At 66.2% G+C, this 18,396-nt stretch carries 18 protein-coding genes, 1 tRNA gene and 1 pseudogene; 13 read left to right on the top strand and 7 right to left on the bottom strand.

Annotation, left to right across the window (positions count from 1 at the left end):
- Positions 1-54: 54 nt before the first annotated feature.
- Entirely contained in the window at positions 55-3,207 is a 3,153-nt protein-coding gene (locus AC5JBD_RS01025) for a TonB-dependent receptor (RefSeq protein ID WP_495719892.1), read from the bottom strand.
- 210 nt (positions 3,208-3,417) lie between these two features.
- Here AC5JBD_RS01025 and AC5JBD_RS01020 point away from each other — a divergent pair, with 210 nt between their 5' ends.
- Positions 3,418-4,773 (top strand): glycoside hydrolase family 28 protein, encoded by a 1,356-nt coding sequence (locus AC5JBD_RS01020; protein ID WP_495719891.1) that lies wholly within the window; start codon positions 3,418-3,420, stop codon positions 4,771-4,773.
- An 18-nt stretch (positions 4,774-4,791) separates the two neighbouring features.
- On the opposite strand, the gene AC5JBD_RS01015 is transcribed toward AC5JBD_RS01020, so the two are convergent.
- Positions 4,792-4,881 (bottom strand) — tRNA-Ser (locus AC5JBD_RS01015).
- Positions 4,882-5,061: 180 nt separating this feature from the next.
- On the opposite strand from AC5JBD_RS01015, the gene hspQ reads away from it, so the two are divergent.
- The 5 genes and pseudogenes from hspQ (at position 5,062) to AC5JBD_RS00990 (ending at position 7,563) form a co-directional block, all read left to right on the top strand.
- Complete coding sequence (gene hspQ, locus AC5JBD_RS01010; RefSeq protein WP_495719890.1) at positions 5,062-5,439, top strand: heat shock protein HspQ; 378 nt, start codon at positions 5,062-5,064, stop codon at positions 5,437-5,439.
- A 107-nt stretch (positions 5,440-5,546) separates the two neighbouring features.
- A pseudogene (gene rplU, locus AC5JBD_RS01005) lies at positions 5,547-5,918 on the top strand (50S ribosomal protein L21); the annotation flags it as partial.
- A 174-nt stretch (positions 5,919-6,092) separates the two neighbouring features.
- Positions 6,093-6,365, top strand: a complete 273-nt coding sequence (rpmA, locus tag AC5JBD_RS01000) for a 50S ribosomal protein L27 (RefSeq protein WP_495719889.1) — start codon at positions 6,093-6,095, stop codon at positions 6,363-6,365.
- A 177-nt stretch (positions 6,366-6,542) separates the two neighbouring features.
- A complete protein-coding gene (locus AC5JBD_RS00995) occupies positions 6,543-7,109 on the top strand; it encodes a GNAT family N-acetyltransferase (RefSeq protein WP_495719888.1) in 567 nt (188 codons plus the stop codon).
- 52 nt (positions 7,110-7,161) lie between these two features.
- A complete protein-coding gene (locus AC5JBD_RS00990) occupies positions 7,162-7,563 on the top strand; it encodes a hypothetical protein (protein WP_495719887.1) in 402 nt (133 codons plus the stop codon).
- On the opposite strand, the gene AC5JBD_RS00985 is transcribed toward AC5JBD_RS00990, so the two are convergent.
- Positions 7,554-8,402: a metal-dependent hydrolase gene (locus AC5JBD_RS00985; RefSeq protein WP_495719886.1), complete on the bottom strand. Its 849-nt coding sequence runs from the start codon at positions 8,400-8,402 to the stop codon at positions 7,554-7,556. The genes AC5JBD_RS00990 and AC5JBD_RS00985 overlap by 10 nt on opposite strands.
- A gap of 44 nt (positions 8,403-8,446) precedes the next feature.
- Here AC5JBD_RS00985 and AC5JBD_RS00980 point away from each other — a divergent pair, with 44 nt between their 5' ends.
- Genes AC5JBD_RS00980 through AC5JBD_RS00965 form a run of 4 tightly spaced genes read left to right on the top strand, consistent with a single transcriptional unit; the run spans position 8,447 to position 11,649 of the window.
- A complete protein-coding gene (locus AC5JBD_RS00980; protein ID WP_495719885.1) occupies positions 8,447-9,025 on the top strand; it encodes a TetR family transcriptional regulator in 579 nt (192 codons plus the stop codon).
- A complete protein-coding gene (locus AC5JBD_RS00975) occupies positions 9,022-9,657 on the top strand; it encodes a hypothetical protein (RefSeq protein WP_495719884.1) in 636 nt (211 codons plus the stop codon). Before AC5JBD_RS00980 ends, AC5JBD_RS00975 begins: the two co-directional genes overlap by 4 nt.
- 49 nt (positions 9,658-9,706) lie before the next feature.
- Complete coding sequence (gene obgE, locus AC5JBD_RS00970; protein WP_495719883.1) at positions 9,707-10,735, top strand: GTPase ObgE; 1,029 nt, start codon at positions 9,707-9,709, stop codon at positions 10,733-10,735.
- Between the two features lie 11 nt (positions 10,736-10,746).
- Positions 10,747-11,649: an NAD-dependent epimerase/dehydratase family protein gene (locus tag AC5JBD_RS00965; protein ID WP_495719951.1), complete on the top strand. Its 903-nt coding sequence runs from the start codon at positions 10,747-10,749 to the stop codon at positions 11,647-11,649.
- On the opposite strand, the gene AC5JBD_RS00960 is transcribed toward AC5JBD_RS00965, so the two are convergent.
- Complete coding sequence (locus tag AC5JBD_RS00960; protein WP_495719882.1) at positions 11,646-12,158, bottom strand: Pycsar system effector family protein; 513 nt, start codon at positions 12,156-12,158, stop codon at positions 11,646-11,648. The genes AC5JBD_RS00965 and AC5JBD_RS00960 overlap by 4 nt on opposite strands.
- A 180-nt stretch (positions 12,159-12,338) precedes the next feature.
- Here AC5JBD_RS00960 and AC5JBD_RS00955 point away from each other — a divergent pair, with 180 nt between their 5' ends.
- From AC5JBD_RS00955 to AC5JBD_RS00945, 3 genes are all read left to right on the top strand, one after another.
- A complete protein-coding gene (locus AC5JBD_RS00955; RefSeq protein WP_495719881.1) occupies positions 12,339-12,590 on the top strand; it encodes an acyl carrier protein in 252 nt (83 codons plus the stop codon).
- A complete protein-coding gene (gene spt / locus AC5JBD_RS00950) occupies positions 12,587-13,852 on the top strand; it encodes a serine palmitoyltransferase (RefSeq protein ID WP_495719880.1) in 1,266 nt (421 codons plus the stop codon). Before AC5JBD_RS00955 ends, spt begins: the two co-directional genes overlap by 4 nt.
- Positions 13,853-13,941: 89 nt before the next feature.
- Positions 13,942-15,936 carry an ATP-binding protein gene (locus tag AC5JBD_RS00945; protein ID WP_495719879.1) on the top strand — a complete coding sequence of 665 codons (1,995 nt, stop codon included), beginning with the start codon at positions 13,942-13,944 and terminating at the stop codon, positions 15,934-15,936.
- On the opposite strand, the gene AC5JBD_RS00940 is transcribed toward AC5JBD_RS00945, so the two are convergent.
- From AC5JBD_RS00940 to AC5JBD_RS00930, 3 genes are read right to left on the bottom strand one after another with little or no spacing between them, the layout of a single operon-like run.
- Positions 15,893-16,822 carry a hypothetical protein gene (locus AC5JBD_RS00940; protein ID WP_495719878.1) on the bottom strand — a complete coding sequence of 310 codons (930 nt, stop codon included), beginning with the start codon at positions 16,820-16,822 and terminating at the stop codon, positions 15,893-15,895. The genes AC5JBD_RS00945 and AC5JBD_RS00940 overlap by 44 nt on opposite strands.
- A 29-nt stretch (positions 16,823-16,851) precedes the next feature.
- Complete coding sequence (locus tag AC5JBD_RS00935) at positions 16,852-17,826, bottom strand: diacylglycerol/lipid kinase family protein (RefSeq protein WP_495719877.1); 975 nt, start codon at positions 17,824-17,826, stop codon at positions 16,852-16,854.
- A 2-nt stretch (positions 17,827-17,828) separates the two neighbouring features.
- Positions 17,829-18,335, bottom strand: coding sequence for a DUF2141 domain-containing protein (locus AC5JBD_RS00930; protein ID WP_495719876.1), 507 nt, complete (start codon positions 18,333-18,335; stop codon positions 17,829-17,831).
- Positions 18,336-18,396: the final 61 nt, after the last annotated feature.

Raw genomic sequence — 18,396 nt, 5'->3', positions numbered from 1 at the left:
AAAAAAGGCGGCAGGCCTAGGCCTGCCGCCAAGGGAGTTCGCAAGCGCGCTGGCTCAGAAGCTGACGCGCACGCCCGCCTTGAACGTGCGGCCGTAAATTTCCCTCTCGGAGAAATAGTTGCGGTCGCTCCGCTTGTAGTTGATGTCGTCGCTCTCGTTGTTGATGTTGATGGCGTCGAACGAGAGCTGGATTTGCTTGGTGACGCGATAGCGCAGGCTCACGTCCACGCTTAGATAGGATTCGATGTAGAGGTCACCGAAGCGGTCGAACGGGCTGTCGGGATCAAGCCGCTGGGCGACCGGGAGCGTCGAGCCGAGCTCGGCCAGCCGCTCGCCCGAATAATTGCCCGACACGCGCGCGGTGAAGCTCTTGTCCTCGTAGCCGATCGACAGATTCGCGACGAGATCGGCCTGCCCGACCAGCGGGATCGATTCCTCGCGCAGATCGCCGACTGCGGACTTGCTCTTCGCGATCGTCGCGTTGCCCTGCACGAAGATATTGTCGAACGGCTCCGGCAGCCAGTTGGCAGTGTGGGCGAAGTCGAACTCCACGCCATAGACCGTGGCGCTGTCGCCGTTGATCGTCGTCTCGATCGTCGAATAGCTGAGGTTCGGATCGAAGGTGAACTGCCCGACCTGCGGCAAATCGAGGAAGCCGAGCTCGGCCAGGGTGATGTTGGTGAACTCCGCGTCGACGATGAAGTTCTTCACCTTCTTGTAGAAGCCGGCGACCGAGAGAACCGTCGAGCGGTTCGGATAATAAGCCAGCGACAGGTCGAAGTTGTGCGAGAAATAGGGATCGAGGTCCGGCCGGCCGAGCCGAAGGCCGAGATCCGTGCTGATCGTGTCGTCGCTGGTATCGTTGGGCGTGCCCGCGTCGTCGCTCGCGAAATCGTCTTCCGACACGATCGAATTGCGGGTCTGGTTGAAGCTCGGGCGCAGCGTCGAGGTCGAATAAGCGGCGCGGATCACCAGGTCTCGGCTCGGCTCGTAGCGCAGCAGCAGGCTCGGGAAGAAGTCGGTGTAGCTGTTGGTCGCCTCGCCGAGTGGCGCCACGAACACCAGTGCCCCCGGATCTCCCTCGAGCGCCGAGCCCTCATTGTTGACCGTGAGGAAGCCGTTCGAGCGGAACTTGGTATGCTCCACCCGGACGCCGCCGGTGACCGTCAGCTGGTCGGTCGCGGCGACCTGGCCCATGACGTAGCCGGCATAGACCTCCTCATGCGCGTCATAATCGTCTGCGGCCGTGAGAACGTCGTCACGGGCCGTGCCGAAGGTTGCCAGAGGCAGGAACTGCTCGGCCTGGTCGTTGAAGAATGGCACGACCTGACCGAAGGTGGGCATCGGGATCGTGATCAGACTATTCTTCGGAATGCTGAGGTCGAAAGCGTTGACCCGCGAACCGATGCCGATGACGCAGGCATTAGTGGCGCTGGTCGAGCCGCAGATACGCTGCCGGTCGACGGCGTTGGTCGGATTGTAATTCTGCCGGTCACGATCACGCATCTGGTCGCGGCCGAGATAGGAGAGACCCGCCTTGAAATAGCCTTCGCGGTCTGCGGCAGTCAGGAAATTGCGTTGGACATTGGCCTTTGCCGACCAGACCTTGTCGTCTCGCAGGCCCTCCTCGGTCTGCACCTGGATCTGCTCGAAATTGACCGGATTGTTGATGTTGCCGTCGCTGAGGCCCGACGCGGTCGGCAGCTGGTTGTTCGGCAGGCCGGTGCGCTGGCGGATCTCGTCCAGCGTGATCTGGCCTATCTCATAGCCGTCGGGCGTGGTCGAGCCGGCGACGAGCACGTTCTGCTCACGCCATTCGCCCTTGATGAAATTGTCCTTGAAGATCTTCCGGTGCGAGAAATAGCCCTGGTAGTCGACCAGCCAGTCGCCGCGGGTGTGCTCGCCGCCGAAGGTGAGCGTGTACAGCTTGTCGGTCTCCGGCTGATGCGACAGCTCGAGCAGCACGTCGGCATCGGCGAGGATGAAGTTGCTGCCGTCAATGTCCGGCACCTCGACGACGACGCCGCGGGTGCCGCCCTGCGAATTGTCGATATCCCATTCCTGGATATAGGCCTGATCGAGATCGCGATTGTGTGCATAGGTGGCGCGGAAGAAGACCTCGTCCTGATCGGTCGGCCGGAATTCGAGGCCGCCGGACAGGCCCCAGCGGGTCCGCTTGGCGAGCTCGCGCTGGAGGATGATCTTGTCGGGCACGTAGCCGACGTCGCCGGCGCGGTCCTGATAGAGATAGGGCGGCTGATCGCCATCGATGACGTCGACCGCCAGCTTGCGCTGCGACCAGTTCCCGGCGAGCGAGATGCCGAGATTGTCCTCGCCGCCGAAGATGCCGGTGAGGAAGGTGGTGCTGGCCGACAGGATCGGCGAGATCTTCTCGCTTTCCTCCTGATAGCTGCCCTCCGCGCGCAGGTTGAGCGAGAAGCCGCCGCGGTCGAATGCGGAGAGGCCCTCGATGTTGACGGTGCCGCCGATGGCATCGGCCGGCTGGTCGGGAAGCTGATACTTGCTGACCGTGATCGCCGAGGCGAGATCGGAGGAGATGGTGTCGAGCGAGCTTTCGCGGCCGTCGCCGGTGGCGCCGAGCTGGACGCCGTCGACCGTCACCTTGGTGAATTGCGGGGCGAGACCGCGGATCGAGACCAGGGTGCCTTCGCCTTCGGAGCGGATGATCGACACGCCGGGCGCGCGCTGAAGCGACTCGGCAAGATTCTGGTCGCCGAATTCGCCGGCCGCGTCGGCGGAGATGACGGACTGGAGCACGTCCGATGACCGCTCGCGCGAACGCGAGGCGGAGATGTTGCCGCGGATGCCGGTGACGACGATCTCCTGGCCTGCCTGCGTCGGCCGCAGTTGCAGCGCGGCGGACTCGCCAGTCGCGACGGTCACCTGCGCCCCGAACGGCGCGGCGCCGAAATAGGTGACGGTGACGTTGTAGGTGCCCGGCGCGACGTCGCTGAAGCCGAAGCGGCCTTCTCGATCAGTCGAGGTTTCCCGTCCAAGTTCCTCGATACGGACCAGCGCGCCTTCGAGGTTGGTCTCGCCCGTCTCGTTGGTGACGGTGCCGGTGATGGCCCCCGTGCTGGTGGACGCCTGGGCGGACGCCGCGGCCTGCGCCGCCGTCGTCTCACCGGACGAGCCGGTATCCTGAGCGAAGGCCGGCGCAGCGAACAGTGCACCAGCGATAATCATTGCGCCCGCCGAAGCGGTGCTAAAAAGTGGCGTCCTCACCATGTGAGCTGAACCTCCCAATCCCCATCCGACGCCTCCGTCGTTATCTCGACGTAAGGCATTGCAACTTCACTGCTACCGGTGTCAGAGTAAGCGGGAAACCGGTGTCACCGCAAGAGGGATGAAATGGGATGTTGTCGTTCAGCCGCAACAGTCGGGGCGATCCTGCTGATGCTGGGATTGAAGACCGGAGCCGCTGACGCAAGAGCCGAAGTTTCCTTTCCGGAGCGCACCTGCGACGTCACCCGCTACGGCGCGAAGGGCACGCGAGTGTTCCCGGACACTGAGGCGTTCCAGCGGGCGATCGACGCTTGTGCCGGACAAGGCGGCGGCACCGTTCTGGTGCCCCGCGGCGAATATCTCATCGCCCCAATCTTCCTGAAGTCTAACATTCGGCTGCATCTCGCACCTTATTCAGAGGTGGTCGGCGTCGACGACCCGCAGCCGTACAAGGTCACCGAGGCGACGAAGGTCTACGTGACGAACGTCGACTGGATCGCCCTCGTCAACATCGCCGACGCCAGCAACGTCGCGATCACCGGCAGCGGGCGGATCGACGGCCAGGGCGCGAGCTGGTGGGAGCGCTGGCGCGAGCAGGCGCGGGCGAACAAGCGCGGCGGCGGCACCAACCGGCCGCGCCTCGTCCACGCCGCGCGCAGCCGCAACCTGCTGTTCGACGGCATCGGCCTCTGGAACTCACCGAGCTTCCATCTGGTGGTGAAGGATTCGGAGGGCGTGACCGTCAACGGTATGAGCTTCGTCGCCCTCGCCCATTCGCCGAACACCGATGCGATCGACCCGATCGACACCCGCGACATGCTCATCACCAATAACCACTTCGACGTCGGCGACGATGTGGTCGCGATCAAGTCGCTAAAGGTGAACCCCGCCCGCCCGGATGCCGCCGTCGAGAACATCGTCATCCGCGGCAACAAAGGTCTCGCCGGTCGCGGCATCTCCATCGGCAGCGAGACGATCGGCGGCGTCCGCAACGTACTCATCGAGGATAACGAGCTCATCGGGTCGATGTACGGCATCCGCATCAAGACGCCACGCGAGCGCGGCGGCATCGTCCAGGACATCGTCTTCCGCAACAACCGGATGACCGATGTCGAAACGCCGATGGTGTTCTCCGGCTACTATACGGGCGCCGGCTATGACGAGACCGCGGTCGCGAGCCAACTCGCCCGCGAGGGCGGTTTCATCCTCGGCCACCAGATCTACCCCAGCGATGCCGACCCAGCGCAGCCGTACAAGCCGAACGCCACGCCCTGGATCCGCAACGTCCGCGTCGAAGGCCTCCGCGCCACCGGCGCCGACCGCGCCGGAATCGTCGTCGGCCTGCCGGAGCGGAGCATCGATGGGCTTACGTTCACGGATGTCGAGGTCAGTTCCAAGCGTGGGCTTCTCGTCCGCCACGCCACGGTCGACGCGCGGGGCTTGAGCGTCACGACCGCGGACCGCCAGCCGATCGTGGAGGAACGCGGCGCTCGCGTCAGGAAAGCGGATGACGCTGGCAGCAGGTGAATATTGTCGAAGCAGAAGTGGCGGAGAGGGAGGGATTCGAACCCTCGGTACGGTTGCCCGCACAACGGTTTTCGAGACCGCCGCATTCGACCACTCTGCCACCTCTCCGCACGAGGTCGGGCGGCCGCGAGGGACGGCCCGGGGGTCGTTGAGCGGCGCGCTCTAGACGATGGCGGAGGCCTTGCCAAGCATGTCCTGAGCACGTCGAAGGGCATGTGCTGAGCCGCCGAGAGACGCCGACGCACCCGTCCTTGCGTGTCGGGCGTTATCGCCTAAATTGAGTGCAACATGCCGAGACACGACACCCTTGCCACCGATATCGCGCCCGTGACCGCGCCGCCCGTCGCGCACGCTCATTTCTCGATCGGCGATATTGTTCGCCATCGCATCTTCGAGTTTCGCGGCGTCATCTTCGACGTCGATCCCGTCTTCGCCAACAGCGAGGAATGGTATCAGGCGATCCCGGAGGAGATCCGCCCGCCCAAGGACCAGCCCTTCTACCACCTGCTGGCCGAAAATTCCGACAGCAGCTACGTCGCCTATGTCAGCCAGCAGAATCTGCTGCCGGACGAGGAGGGCGAGCCGGTCGACCATCCGGCGATCGATGGCATCTTCAGCGCCTATGAGGACGGCCGCTATCGGCTGAGGCGCGAGCATCGCCATTAGCCTTGGTTGACAGGGTCGCTGCCCTTATGTAGCAGCCCGGTTTCCCGCGCGGGGTCGGCCGCGGCCACTGCCTTGCGCGGACAGCTTTGAAAGTAATGGAAAGAGCCATGTTCGCAGTCGTGCGCACGGGCGGCAAGCAATATCGCGTCGCCGCCGGAGACAAGATCGTAGTCGAGAAGCTCGCCGGCGAGGCGGGTCAGACCATTCAGCTCGGCGACGTGCTGCTCGCGGGCGAAGGCTCGGAGCTGCGCTCCACCGACGGCCTCACCGTCTCCGCGGAGATCATCGCCCAGGCCAAGGGCGAGAAGGTGATCGTCTTCAAGAAGCGCCGCCGGCACAATTATCGCCGCAAGAACGGCCACCGCCAGCAGCACACGATCCTGCGCATCACCGCGATCGGCGACCAGCCGGCCGAGAAGCCGAAGAAGGCCGCCAAGGCCCCGAAGCCGGCCGACGAGACTCCCGTCGCCGCGGCCGAGCAGCCGCAGGCCGACACGGCTCCGGCCGCCGAGGCTCCGGCCAAGAAGCCGCGCGCCAAGAAGGCCGACGCCAAGCCGCAGGCTCCCCTCAAGGTCGAGGGCGCCGAAAGCGAGATGACGGACAGCCCCGTCTCTGCTAAGAACGACAGCGAATAAGAGATCAGGTACTGAACGATGGCACATAAGAAAGCAGGCGGCTCGTCCCGCAACGGCCGCGACTCCGAGAGCAAGCGCCTTGGCGTCAAGAAGTTCGGCGGCGAGATCGTCGTTCCGGGCAACATCATCGTGCGTCAGCGCGGCACCAAATATTATCCGGGCTCCGGCGTCGGCATGGGCAAGGACCATACCCTGTTCGCGCTCGAGGGCGGCCGCGTCGCGTTTAAGGACGGCAAGCTCGGCCGCAAATTCGTGTGTGTAGACATGCCGATTACCGAAGCGGCGGAATAAGGGACGGCCGATAACGGGCTGTCCCTCAAAGGGGCGGCCCCAAGGTTCACACGACGGAACCGTTCGAGGGAGAAGGGGCAGCCCCCCTCCTCCCTTTTTTCATTTCTCCCTCACGTGTTTGTCGCCGGTCCGTAACCCGCTTTGGGCATGGGCCGGCTCGGAAGGGGAGAGACGGAAATGTTCGCGAGGACGGAAAGACTGCTCTTGAGACCGGGCTGGGCCGAAGACGCCCCTGCCCTGTTCAACGCGATCGCCGACGAGGGGATCGTTCGGAACCTCGCCAGCGCGCCCTGGCCCTACCGGCCGGAGGATGCCAGTGCCTTCCTCGCCACCGCGCGCAAGCCGCACGAAGCCTCGATGCTGATCTTCCGCCGTAGCGAGGCTGACCCTGAGCTGATCGGCACGATCGGCTTCGGTCGCCGGCCCGATGGGGCGCTCGAATTCGGCTATTGGATCGCACGCAGCCATTGGGGACGCGGCTATGCGACGGAGGCGGGTCGGGCGGCGACCGAGATCGCTCGCAAGGCGTTGCGCCTGCCGAAGCTGCACGCCGGCCATTTCCTCGACAATCCGGCTTCGGGCCGCGTGCTGGAGAAGCTCGGCTTCCGTTCGATCGGCCGCACGGCGTCACGCTACAGTGCCGGCCGGAACGCGATCGCGCGTTGCAAGCTGTTCGAGCTCGACCTCACCGAACCTGCGGAGGCTGATGTTGCGCCGTCGGCGCTGGAGATGATGGCCGCCTGACCGGGCTGTCCCCTTCCCCCGCGGCGGATTATAGCTGCGGCGGGAGGGATGGATGAAAAGACTGTTCAGGAACACGGCAGGCGGCAAGGCCGGCAGCCTCGACGGTATGAACCTGTTCTTCGGCGCGCTGCTCGGCGCCAATCTTGGCACGCTGGAGGGCGTGGCGCTGTCGGATTACGTGATGATGATCTTGGTCCTGGCAGGCACGGTGATGACGATCCGCATCATCTCAACCTCGAACGACCGCCGCCATGCTCTGAGGCTTCTCGCCTTGTACGTCGCACTGTTCGCGGCGATCTTCCTGCTGCCGGGCCAGCGTCCCGAGGGCATGGCTGCCGACGATTTCAACCGGCTCGCGGCAACCCTCGCCATCTGGGTCGGATGCGTGCTGCTGATCGAATTCTCGCCCGTCCGCGACGAGCAACCGCCGGAGGCCGATCTTCCTCAGGCCTGAGCCGGCACGGCCGCGCCGAGGCTCCTCTCAGCGTCTGCGATCAACGCGCGATCGTCATGGTTCCATGGGTGGAAGCCGGGCATGAAGAAGCTGGCCCAGGCAGCGAACACCTTGCGCATCATGCCGGGACTGCCGAACGCGAACCAGAAGAGCCGCGCCCAGATGCGGGGCCCGGTGAGCCCGTCCTGTCTGAGCAGCTCGAGCGCACCGATCGTCCTGTCGACCAGGAAGTTGCGGGTGACGAGCATCATCACCTTGGCCTTGACGCTCCAGCGCTTGAAGCGCGGCCAGTGGCGGGTGGCGTGGAGCCAGGTGTCGTAGGCGACGCCCTTATGCTCAATCTCCTCGATCGCATGCCAGCGCCAGAGGGCGGCGCTCTCCGGGTCACAAGCCTCGAGATGGCGCGGATCGTCTAACAGCTCGTGCGCGAGGATGGCGGTGAAATGCTCCAGCGCCATAGTTGCCGCGAGGCTAGCAATGGGCGGCTTCGACCGCACGAACTCGAGCCGCCAGTCGACGCGATCCTCGAGCGGCTTCAGATCGTAACCCGCCTCATGCGCGCGCTTGTTGAAGGCAACATGCTCGCGGCTGTGCATCACCTCCTGGGTGGTGAACGCCCTGATCTCCGCGGCGAGCTTGGGCGGCGCGTCGTCGCGGAACTTGCGCACGCTCTCGACGAAAAAGGCCTCGCCCTTCGGAAAGGTGGCGGAGAGCGCATTGTAGAGCGCGGTCGCGACCGGATCGCCGCCATTCCACCAGCGGTCGGTCTTGCTGCCGCGGCCGAAGCGGCGGTCACGCGGCGTGATCGTAAGGTCGGAGGGTGTGACTTCACGCGCCATATCTGTATCTCCTGCAGGATGAGCAGTGACGAATACTTACATTCATGTCAATAGGTCGCGAACGCCTGAGCCCCGAGGAAAGCCGTTCGCTGGCCCTCGAGGCGGCGCGCACCTTGCTGCTCGAGGACGGACCGCAGGCGGTGACGCTGAAGGCGGTGGCGGGGCGGATCGGCAAGACCCATGCGAACCTGCTCCACCATTTCGGATCGGCGGCCGGGCTGCAGTCGGAGCTTGCGCGGATGATCAGCGACCGCGTGACGGGCGAGATCGCGCGCGTCGTCGAACGCGAGCGCAAAGGCGAAGCCGACCCGCGCGACATCGTCGACCGCACCTTCGACGCCTTCGACCGGGAGGGCGCCGGCGCCCTCGCCGCTTGGATGATCCTGTCGGGCGACCGCGAGGCGCTCAACCCGGTGCTCGACGCCATCCACAATCTGGTCGACCAGCTCGGCCAGGGACATGAGGATCGGCCGGTGCACGATCACACGCTCGGACTCGTCCTGATGGCGCTCGGCGATTCGCTGCTCGGCGCCCCGATGGCCGGCGCGCTCGGCCTGCCGCGCGAGCGCGCGCGGGAGATCGCGACCCTGCTCCTCACGCCTGCGAGTCGGCGCGAGGCATGATCGGGCTCGGGCTCCTCGCCGCTCTGCTGGCCCTCGCCTCCTGCGCAGCGGCGCCTCCGGCCAAGGAGCAGCCCGATGCCCGCTACTTCTACTATCTGCACGGCAAGATCGTCGAGGATCTCGGCCCGCGCGGCATCAGCCCACGCTGGGGCGCCTATGATTATCCCGGCATCATCTCGGCGCTCGAACAAGCGGGGCTGACGGTCGTCAGCGAAGTCCGGCCGAAGGACACCGATCCATCCACCTATGCGGACAGGGTCGTCGCGGACGTTCAGGCGCGCATCGCAGCGGGTGTGCCGCCGTCGCGCATCACCATTGCGGGCGCTTCGAAGGGATCGGTGATCGCCTCCCTGGTCTCGACCCGCCTCAGGCAGCCGCAGGTTCGCTACGTGCTGATCGCCAATTGCAACCCGTGGCTGATCCGCGAGATCGACCCGCACCTGACCGGGGAAGTGCTGTCCCTCTACGAAGCGTCGGACGAGATCGGCGGCACATGCCAGCCGCTGGTCGACCGCTCGCCGGAAGTAAGGACCTTCTCCGAGGTGCGGCTGGAGACCGGGCTCGGCCACGGCGTGGTCTATCGTCCCTTGCGGGAATGGATGGCGCCCGCCGTCGCCTGGGCGAAGCGCTGAGATCACGCGTGGGCTAGCGAAGGCGGTCCGCGGCCCCTAAGTCGCGGCCATGCATTTTCTCGACCAGGCAAAGATCTATCTCCGCTCGGGCTCCGGCGGCCCCGGCGCGGTGAGCTTCCGGCGCGAGAAGTTCATCGAATATGGCGGCCCGGACGGCGGCAATGGCGGCAAGGGCGGCGACATCGTGTTCGAGGCGACCGCCGGCCTCAACACCCTGATCGACTTTCGCTACACCCAGCATTTCAAGGCGCCCCGCGGCAAGGGCGGCGCCGGCCAGAACATGACCGGCGGCGGCGGGGACGATCTCGTCATCAAAGTGCCGGTCGGGACCCAGATCCTGTCCGAGGACAAGGAGCATGTGCTGGCGGACTTCACCAAGGCGGGAGAGCGCCGCGTGTTCCTGCGCGGCGGCGACGGCGGCCGCGGCAATGCCAGCTACAAGACCGCCACCAACCGCGCCCCGCGCCAGCATGGCACCGGCTGGCCGGGCGAGGAGATGTGGGTCTGGCTGCGCCTCAAACTGCTGGCCGATGCGGGACTGGTCGGCCTGCCAAACGCCGGCAAATCGACCTTCCTCAACCAGGTCACGAATGCCCACGCCAAGGTCGGCGCCTACCCCTTCACGACCCTCCACCCGCAGCTCGGCGTCGTCCAGCATAAGGGGCGCGAGTTCGTCATGGCCGACATCCCCGGCCTGATCGAGGGCGCGGCCGAGGGCGCCGGCATCGGCGACCGCTTCCTCGGCCATGTCGAGCGCACCAAGGTGCTGCTCCACCTGATCGACGCCAATGCCGAGGACGTCGCCGAAGCCTATCTGACGGTGCGCGGCGAGCTCGACGCTTATGGCGCCGGCCTCACCGACAAACCGGAGGTCGTGGCGCTCAACAAGGCGGACACGCTCGACGAGGAGCTGCTCGACGCGCTCGCGGCTGAGCTTGAGGAAGCCAGCGGCACCCCTCCCCTCCGCGTCTCCGGCGCCACCGGCGAGGGCACTTCCGCGGTGCTCGACGCGATCCTCCGGCACCTCGGCGAGATGGAGGAGGAGCAACCGCAGAAGAAGGACTGGTCGCCGCTGTGACCGGCGAGAGGATGACGATCGCGGTGACCGGCGGCACCGGCTTCGTCGGCGAGCATCTGCTCCGCCTAGCGCTAGAGGCCGGCTATTCGGTCCGGGCACTTACTCGCACGCCCCGCGCTGCCGAAAAGGGCATCGTCTGGATCCACGGCGCGCTCGACCGGCCCGACAGCCTTGCCCGCCTCGCGGAAGGCGCCGGAGCTGTCGTCCACATCGCCGGCCTCATCAGCGGCAGCCGCGCCGAATTCGAGGCGGTGAATGCCGGCGGCACTGCCAACATGATCGAAGCCGCTCAGAGCGTCGGCTCGCGGCGTTTCATACACATCTCTTCGCTCGCCGCGCGCGAGCCGGACCTCTCGCAATATGGCTGGTCGAAATGCGAAGCGGAGCGGATCGTCGCGGCTTCGTCGCTGGACTGGACCATCATCCGCCCGCCGGCCGTGTTCGGGCCCGGCGACCGCGAAACGCTTGAGCTGTTCAAGATGGCGAAGCGCGGCCTGGTTGCCCTGCCGCCCCGCGGCCGCTTCTCGGTCATTCATGTCGAGGATCTGTGCCGGCTGGTCCTCGGGCTTCTTGATGCGCCAGGGAGCATCGGTGCCATCTACGAGCCGGACGACGGCCGCGAAGGAGGCTGGGACCACCGCCACTTCGCCCGCACGCTCGGCCGCCTGTTCGGCAAGAGGGCGACGACCTTGGCGATGCCCCGGCTGGTGCTGAAGGGCGCCGCGCGGCTCGACCGACTGTTTCGCCGCGGCGGGGCAAAGCTGACCGCGGACCGGGTCAGCTATTTCTGCCATCCCGACTGGGTCGCTCGTGCCGAGCGGCGCCCGCCGGCCGATCTATGGCAGCCGCAGGTGAGGACGCCCACCGGCCTCAAGGCGACGGCGGAATGGTATCAGAAGCAAGGCTGGCTTTAGGTATACCAGACCAGGAACTGGACCAGGAACGACACGAAGCTGAGCGTCAGGCCGGCGAGGAAGATGCGATAGGCATAGCCGAGCAGCCGGTATTTCTTGCGCTCCAGCACGACGCCATTCTGGAATATATCGCGCGCCATCGTGCGGTAGATTTCTTCTTCCTGCTGCAGCCGTGCGACGAGCTGGTCGAGATAATCCTCCTCCTGAAGCTGGGTGAACGATCCGAAGAAGAGGAGGTTGATCGTGCCGCTGCGCCGGTAGTGGGTGGCCGGCAGGATCGCCAGCACCGCGAACACCGCGGAGAAGAAGGCCGCGGCACCGAGGATCAGCAACGGGATCGGCGCTGCCGACGTCCGCGCCTGGCCGATCGTGATCGTGAAGATCACGAACGTCGCGCCCATCAGGATGCTCGCCTTGTGATCCGCCATGGCGGAGAGCTGGACGTGGATCTGCTGCGCGGTCCTGACGAGATGGATCGCGTTCGCCGGAAACGGCGGTTTGTCAGGCATTTGATCGGCCAAGTCGAAGCCCCCCTTCGAAGCCGTGACAATTGCATGACGGCCCCGCCTTGCCAAGCATGTCCCGAGCGCGTCGAGGAGCATGGGGTGAGCCTGTGAGGGCGCCGCCCCACGGCCGCTTTGTCGCCCTATTCGCTTGGCAGAGGCGGACCGGAACCATAAAGGGCCGGCATGACCGACAGAGAAGAGACCTTCGCCAAGGTGGCCGAGCTGATCGAGCCCTTCAACAAGAAGGACATCGAGCTGAAGGAGGAGACCAGCTTCGCCGGCGACCTCGAATGGGACAGCCTGATCGTGATGGACTTCGTCGCGTCGGTGGAGGACGAGTTCGACATCCTCATCACCATGAACATGCAGGCCGAGATCGAGACGGTCGGCCAGCTCGTCGACGCGGTCGAGGAGCTGAGGAACGGCGGCGAATGACCGAGGCCGCACGCACCCCGAACGACCCGGCCGAGGAAACTGCGATCGCGCCGTCGCACGGACGCGACCTGTTCAGCAAATTCGACGCGCTGATCCAGGAGCGCGAGGACCTGCTCGCCACCGGCGTGCGCGATCCGTTCGCGGTGGTGATGGAAAAGGTGCTCTCGCCGACGCAGGCGATCATCAAGGGCAGGGAGACGATCCTGCTCGGCACCTACAATTATATGGGCATGACCTTCGATCCGGACGTCGTCCAGGCCGGCAAGGATGCGCTCGACGCCTATGGCTCCGGGACGACTGGCAGCCGCGTGCTCAACGGCACCTATCAGGGGCACCGGGAGTGCGAGGAAGCGCTGAAGGAGTTTTACGGCACCAAGTTCGCGATGGTCTTCTCGACCGGCTACCAGGCCAATCTGGGGCTGATGTCGACGATCGCGGGCAAGGAGGATTACATCATCCTCGACGCGGACAGCCACGCCTCCATCTATGACGGCTGCGCGCTCGGCAATGCCCAGATCGTCCGCTTCCGCCACAACAGCGTCGAGGACCTCGACAAGCGCCTCGGTCGTCTGCCCGCCACGGGCGGCCGCCTGGTTGTGCTGGAAGGCGTCTATTCGATGCTCGGCGACATCGCGCCGCTGAAGGAGATGGTGGCGGTCGCCAGGCGCCACGGCGCCATGATCGCGGTCGACGAAGCCCACGGCATGGGATTTTTCGGAGAGAATGGCCGCGGCGTATTCGAGGAAGCCGGGGTCGAGGCCGATGTCGATTTCGTGATCGGCACCTTCTCCAAATCGGTCGGCACGGTCGGGGGCTTCATCGTCTCCAGCCATCCGAAATTCGAGGTGCTGCGCCTCGTTTGCCGCCCCTACGTCTTCACCGCGTCGCTGCCGCCATCCGTGGTCGCGACGGCAGCCACCTCGATCCGCAAGCTGATGCACTCGGGCAACAAGCGGGCGCATCTCTGGGAGAATAGCCGCAAGCTCCACAAGGGGCTGCGCGTCCTCGGCTTCAACATCGCGACGCCCGAGGCGCAGTCGGCGATCATCGCCATCCTGCTGCCCGACCAGGAGACCACGGTGCGCATGTGGCAGGGCCTGCTGGAGCAGGGCGTCTATGTGAACATGGCCCGCCCGCCGGCCACGCCCGCCGGCATGTATCTCCTGCGCTGCTCGCTCTGCGCCGATCACACCAGCGAGCAGGTCGATCAGATCCTCGCCATGTTCGCCGCTGCCGGCCACGCGACCGGCTGCATCGCCTGACGCGACGGTCCGATCGGGGCGGTGGAACCCTAAGCCTTCCCACGAGTCGCGCCATCCTCTAGTATCGTTCCGCTATGGCGGGAGAAGAGATGGACGCCGCACCGGAGGCCGGCTCCGGATCGTGGTGGCGGGCCTGGGCCGGCGTCGGCGCGATTGTTGCCGCCGTCTTGCTCGTCGGCCTCGTCTCGCTCCTCGCCTTGTCCAATCGCGCGCGCGACGAAGCCCTTGCCTGGGAGCGGCACACTTTCAACGTGGTGCTGCGCACCAGGACGGTGGATGCCACCATGGCGCGGGCGGAGAGCTCCCTCGCCCGCTTCGTGCTCGATGAAAATCTGGAGACTGGCCGCGACTATGCCAGCCAATGGCGGTCGGCACGTTATCAGATCGGCCAGCTTCGGCTGCTGCTGCGTCACGATCCCGACCAGGTGAAGCGGATCGAGCAGCTTCGCACCGTGTTCGACCAGCGCGGACTCGAATTCGCCGCCGCCGCATCGAGTGCGGTCGCCAAGCAGGAAAGCGGCGGGGTTCCGCTATTCTATCAGGCCGCACGCTCTGGGACGGGCCCTGCGATAAGCGAAGCGCTGAAGGCGGTTGCCGATGTCGAGAGCGAGAAGCTGCGGCAGCGCATGAGCCGGACCCAGCGGTTCGACGAGAGAGCTGCGAAGCTGACCAATTGGCTCGGCTGGTTCGGGGTGCTGATCGGCATGGGCGCGATCGTGCTCGGCCTCGTCGCCTACCGGCTGATCACCGAGCGGCTGATCGCGCGCGAGGAGGCGGAGAGTGAGGCCAACCGCGCCGCTGCGCTCGAACAGGCGGTGGAGGCGCGCACCCGCGAGCTTCGCGAGGCGAACGACCTGCTCCGCGACGAGGCGGCCGAGCGCGCCGCGGCCGAGGCGCAGCTCCGCCAGGTCCAGAAGATGGAGGCGGTCGGCCAGCTGACCGGCGGCATCGCGCATGACTTCAACAACATGCTGGCGGTGGTCGTCGGCGGGCTCGATCTTGCGAGGCGCAAGCTCCGCGGCCCCAAACGGGAGGTCGAATTCCACCTCGACAATGCGATGGAGGGCGCCACGCGCGCCGCCGCCCTCACCCGCCGCCTGCTCGCTTTCTCGCGATCAGAGGCGCTGCTGCCGCAGGCGATCGCGCCGGGCGATCTGGTCGAGGGCATGCTGGAACTGATCGACCGGGCGCTCGGCGAGCGGATGACCCTGCAGACGCGCTTCCCGGACGAGCCCTGGCCGGTATGGGCGGACAGTAACCAGCTCGAGAATGCGATCCTCAACCTCTGCGTCAATGCGCGCGACGCGATGGACGGCGAAGGCGAGGTCGGCATCACCGTCGAGAATGTCACGCTCGCAATCCAGAGCGGAGAGCTGGAACCTGGCGACTATGTCCGGATCAGCATCGCCGACACGGGCAGCGGCATCCCGCCTGAGATTCTCGATCGCGTGTTCGAGCCCTTCTTCACCACCAAGCCGGTCGGCAAGGGGACCGGGCTCGGGCTCAGCCAGATCTTCGGCTTCGCCCGCCAGTCCGGCGGGGACGTCGGCATTCAGTCAACCGTGGATGTCGGCACGACCGTGTCGATCTACCTGCCCCGGTCGCACCGTGCGGCGGAGGCGGCGAGGGAAGGATGGAAGGGGCAGAGCGGAGCCTGGGACCGCGCAGAGAGGGCCTATGAGGGAACCTCCATCCTGGTGGTGGAGGACGATCCGCGGGTCAGCCGTTCGACCGTGAGCTCGCTGGACGAGCTCGGCTACCACCCCATCCCGTGCGCGAGCGGCCGGGAAGCGCTGACGATCCTCGCGGCGATGCCGGAGATCCAGCTGATCGTCACCGACGTGATGATGCCGGAAATGACAGGCCCGGAGCTGGTGCGCGTGGTCGCCGAGCGCCATCCGCATATCGCCGTTTTGTTCGTGACCGGTTTCGCCGGCGAAGCGGGCGAGGCCGAGCAACTCACCGGCTATGACCTGCTTCGAAAGCCCTTCACCGTCTCCGGGCTCGCCGAGGCGGTTGCCACGGCGCTCTCGCGAAAGTTCACCGGATCGCCTTCTGCTTCAGCAAGCGAGGCAGCAGAGTAAGCGCGCCCACCAGCGGCCAGCGCCGCTGCCAGGGCTTCACCGCGATGTCCGTGCCGGCGTGCCGGTTTATCTTCCAGGCGATGTAGTCGATGCCGCCCGCGAAGGTGCCGCTCGCCTTGGCGAGCCGAATGACGGACAACGCCTTTCCCGACCGCCTTCGTCTCGCCCAGAGGCGCGCCGCCGCCTGTCGGTGCCGCTCGCTCACCGGCGCGAGGACCATGGTGCCGTCCGTGTCGAGACCGCCGATCCCTGCCGCTTCCAGCGCAGGCGAAGTGAAGCGGAGGTAGCGGTCCGCATCGGCGTCGACCACCGAGGCCGCGCGCTCTCGCCGCTCCGCCCTCAGCTCTGCTTTGTAGGTGAGCGCGAACGCCTCCCGCCACAGCTGGAGAGGATCTCGGACCCCGTCGTCGAGCATCGGCCGGGCCGCACGGAGCAGCGTCGGCGCGGCTTGGGCGACGGAGACGACGCAGGCCGCCGCGGCCCGGTCGTCCGCTTGCCAGACCAGCCGCGAAGGCTGCGCGAAACGCGCCCATACCGAGACGGACATGGTCTTTGGCCCGTTCAGCTGGAAGAAGTCGGCCTCGCTCAGCACCGCATATTTGGCGGCGAGGCCGCTATGCTCGAATGGAAAGACGTTCGGCGGGATGAGCCGATTGGCAGGCGCGAGCCAGCTCTTGCCATAAGCGGCGCGGTAGCTGGAGACGATCAGGTAGAAGTCCAGCATCTGCCCTTCGAGCTCGCTGGATCGAAGGCAGGAGCCGTAGAAAAGCACCGCACGCGCAGCGGAGCCGTACCGTGCGGCGATGGCTGCCGCCATCTCCGCCACGCGGGGGTCGACCGGCACGGCAAGCTCCGCGGCAACAAGATCTCTGAGCTTGTGGGCCATTGAGCCGGGCGAAGCGCGCGCGCCGCGCTTCAGGCGGCGAGCTTCAGGAACGGCACCGGCGCGGTCGGCTTGAGCACGATCGGCCGATCGGTCTTGGCCTCGAACAGCTCGCCGTCCAGGATCACGTTCGAATGCTCGCCCTCGATCCGGATCTCGTCGCCGCGTTCGAGATGGACGCCGGTGAACTTGTGGCGGCCGAGCTTGCCGAGCACTGCGCCGTAGATCACGCGCACCACCGCCATAGGTGTGCGCTCAACCATGATTAATTGCAGCGCACCCGTCCGTTCGCCTTCCTGAGGAACATGACTGTTCAGGAGCAGGCGCTCCAGCGTCGTCACCATCAGAAGGGTGAACCGGCCCTGATGCTGCCCGCGCTTCAGCACCGACACCTTCACCGGCGTTGGCCGCGGCGGCAGGAAGGCCGCGGTCACGCCGAGGAAGACCGAGACGACCGCAGCGAGAGCGGTCAGCACGTGGCTGAAGCCGTTCGGGAGGCCCAGCGGGTAGATCTTGTGGCGGCAGAAGAGGATCGTGTCGGCGAGCCCTGCCCCGCCGAGGAACATGCCGAGCACCGCTTTGCCGCCCACGCTGCCGTCAGACAGCGAGATCAGTTCGCGCGAGACGATGTGAGGCACCATGTCGGTGCGGGCCAGCTCCACCACCCGCTCCAGCGCCGCCATCGGATCCCCGGCCGCGCCGAGATCCTGCGCGATGAGGTTGGTCTTGCCGTTGGGCAGCACCGCCACCGGCGGCGGATTCTTGCCGAAATGGCCGCCATGGTAGAGCTCGGTCAGCGCCGCCTGGACGGTGCCGTCGCCGCCGTTGATCACCAGCACCTTGGGCTTCACCCGGGCGATCGTCTTCAGCGCCTGGCCGATCTGGTCGACATGCTCCACCTCATAGTGGAAGATGTCCCTGTGCTCGGCGCAAAAGCTCCTCACCCTCGGAAGCAGCGATCTGTTTCCGGTCGATCGCGGATTGGAGAGGAGCGCGACCCGGGCCATGCTTAGCTGCGGCTCGCCGGACCGATGCTGAGGCCGTTGCGATAGTTGAGCGTCACGCTCACCGGCTTGACACCGTTGCCGACCGGGATTGCGACCTGATCGTAGCTCGGCTTCAGCTTCAGGAGCGACAGCTTGGGATTGCGCGAGAAGCCGCCCCCGTCGTTCCAATCGCTGCTCTTGTTGTTGCCGTTGACGTCGTGGCGCACGGCGACCGCGTAATTTCCGGCCTTGGGCAAGGCGACGCAGACCTGCATCGGCCCGCGGCCGGTGACGGGCAGGTCGATGCGGCGCACCCTCTTGCCCTTCACCAGGAAATTCGAGCTGTCGTAGATCTGCACCCGCACGCGCCCGGTCGGCGCCTTGAAGCCGTTGACGTTCACCAGCACGGCGGGATCGTTGGCGCCGTCGCGGCAGGACGGCGCATCGGGGCCGAGCGCGGCCTGGGCGGGCGCGGCGCTCGCCACGAGCGCCAGCGCGGCAGCTGCGGTCGGCACGATCAGTTTCAACATGACGTTTCTGCTCCTGGAAGCTAAACCCACGTCCTGACGCGGACATGGGCGCGAATGTTCA

It is taken from the genome of Allosphingosinicella sp. (assembly GCF_059502505.1).
The sequence above is the reverse complement of the archived record's forward strand: the minus strand, read 5'-3'. Positions and strand labels throughout refer to the sequence as shown.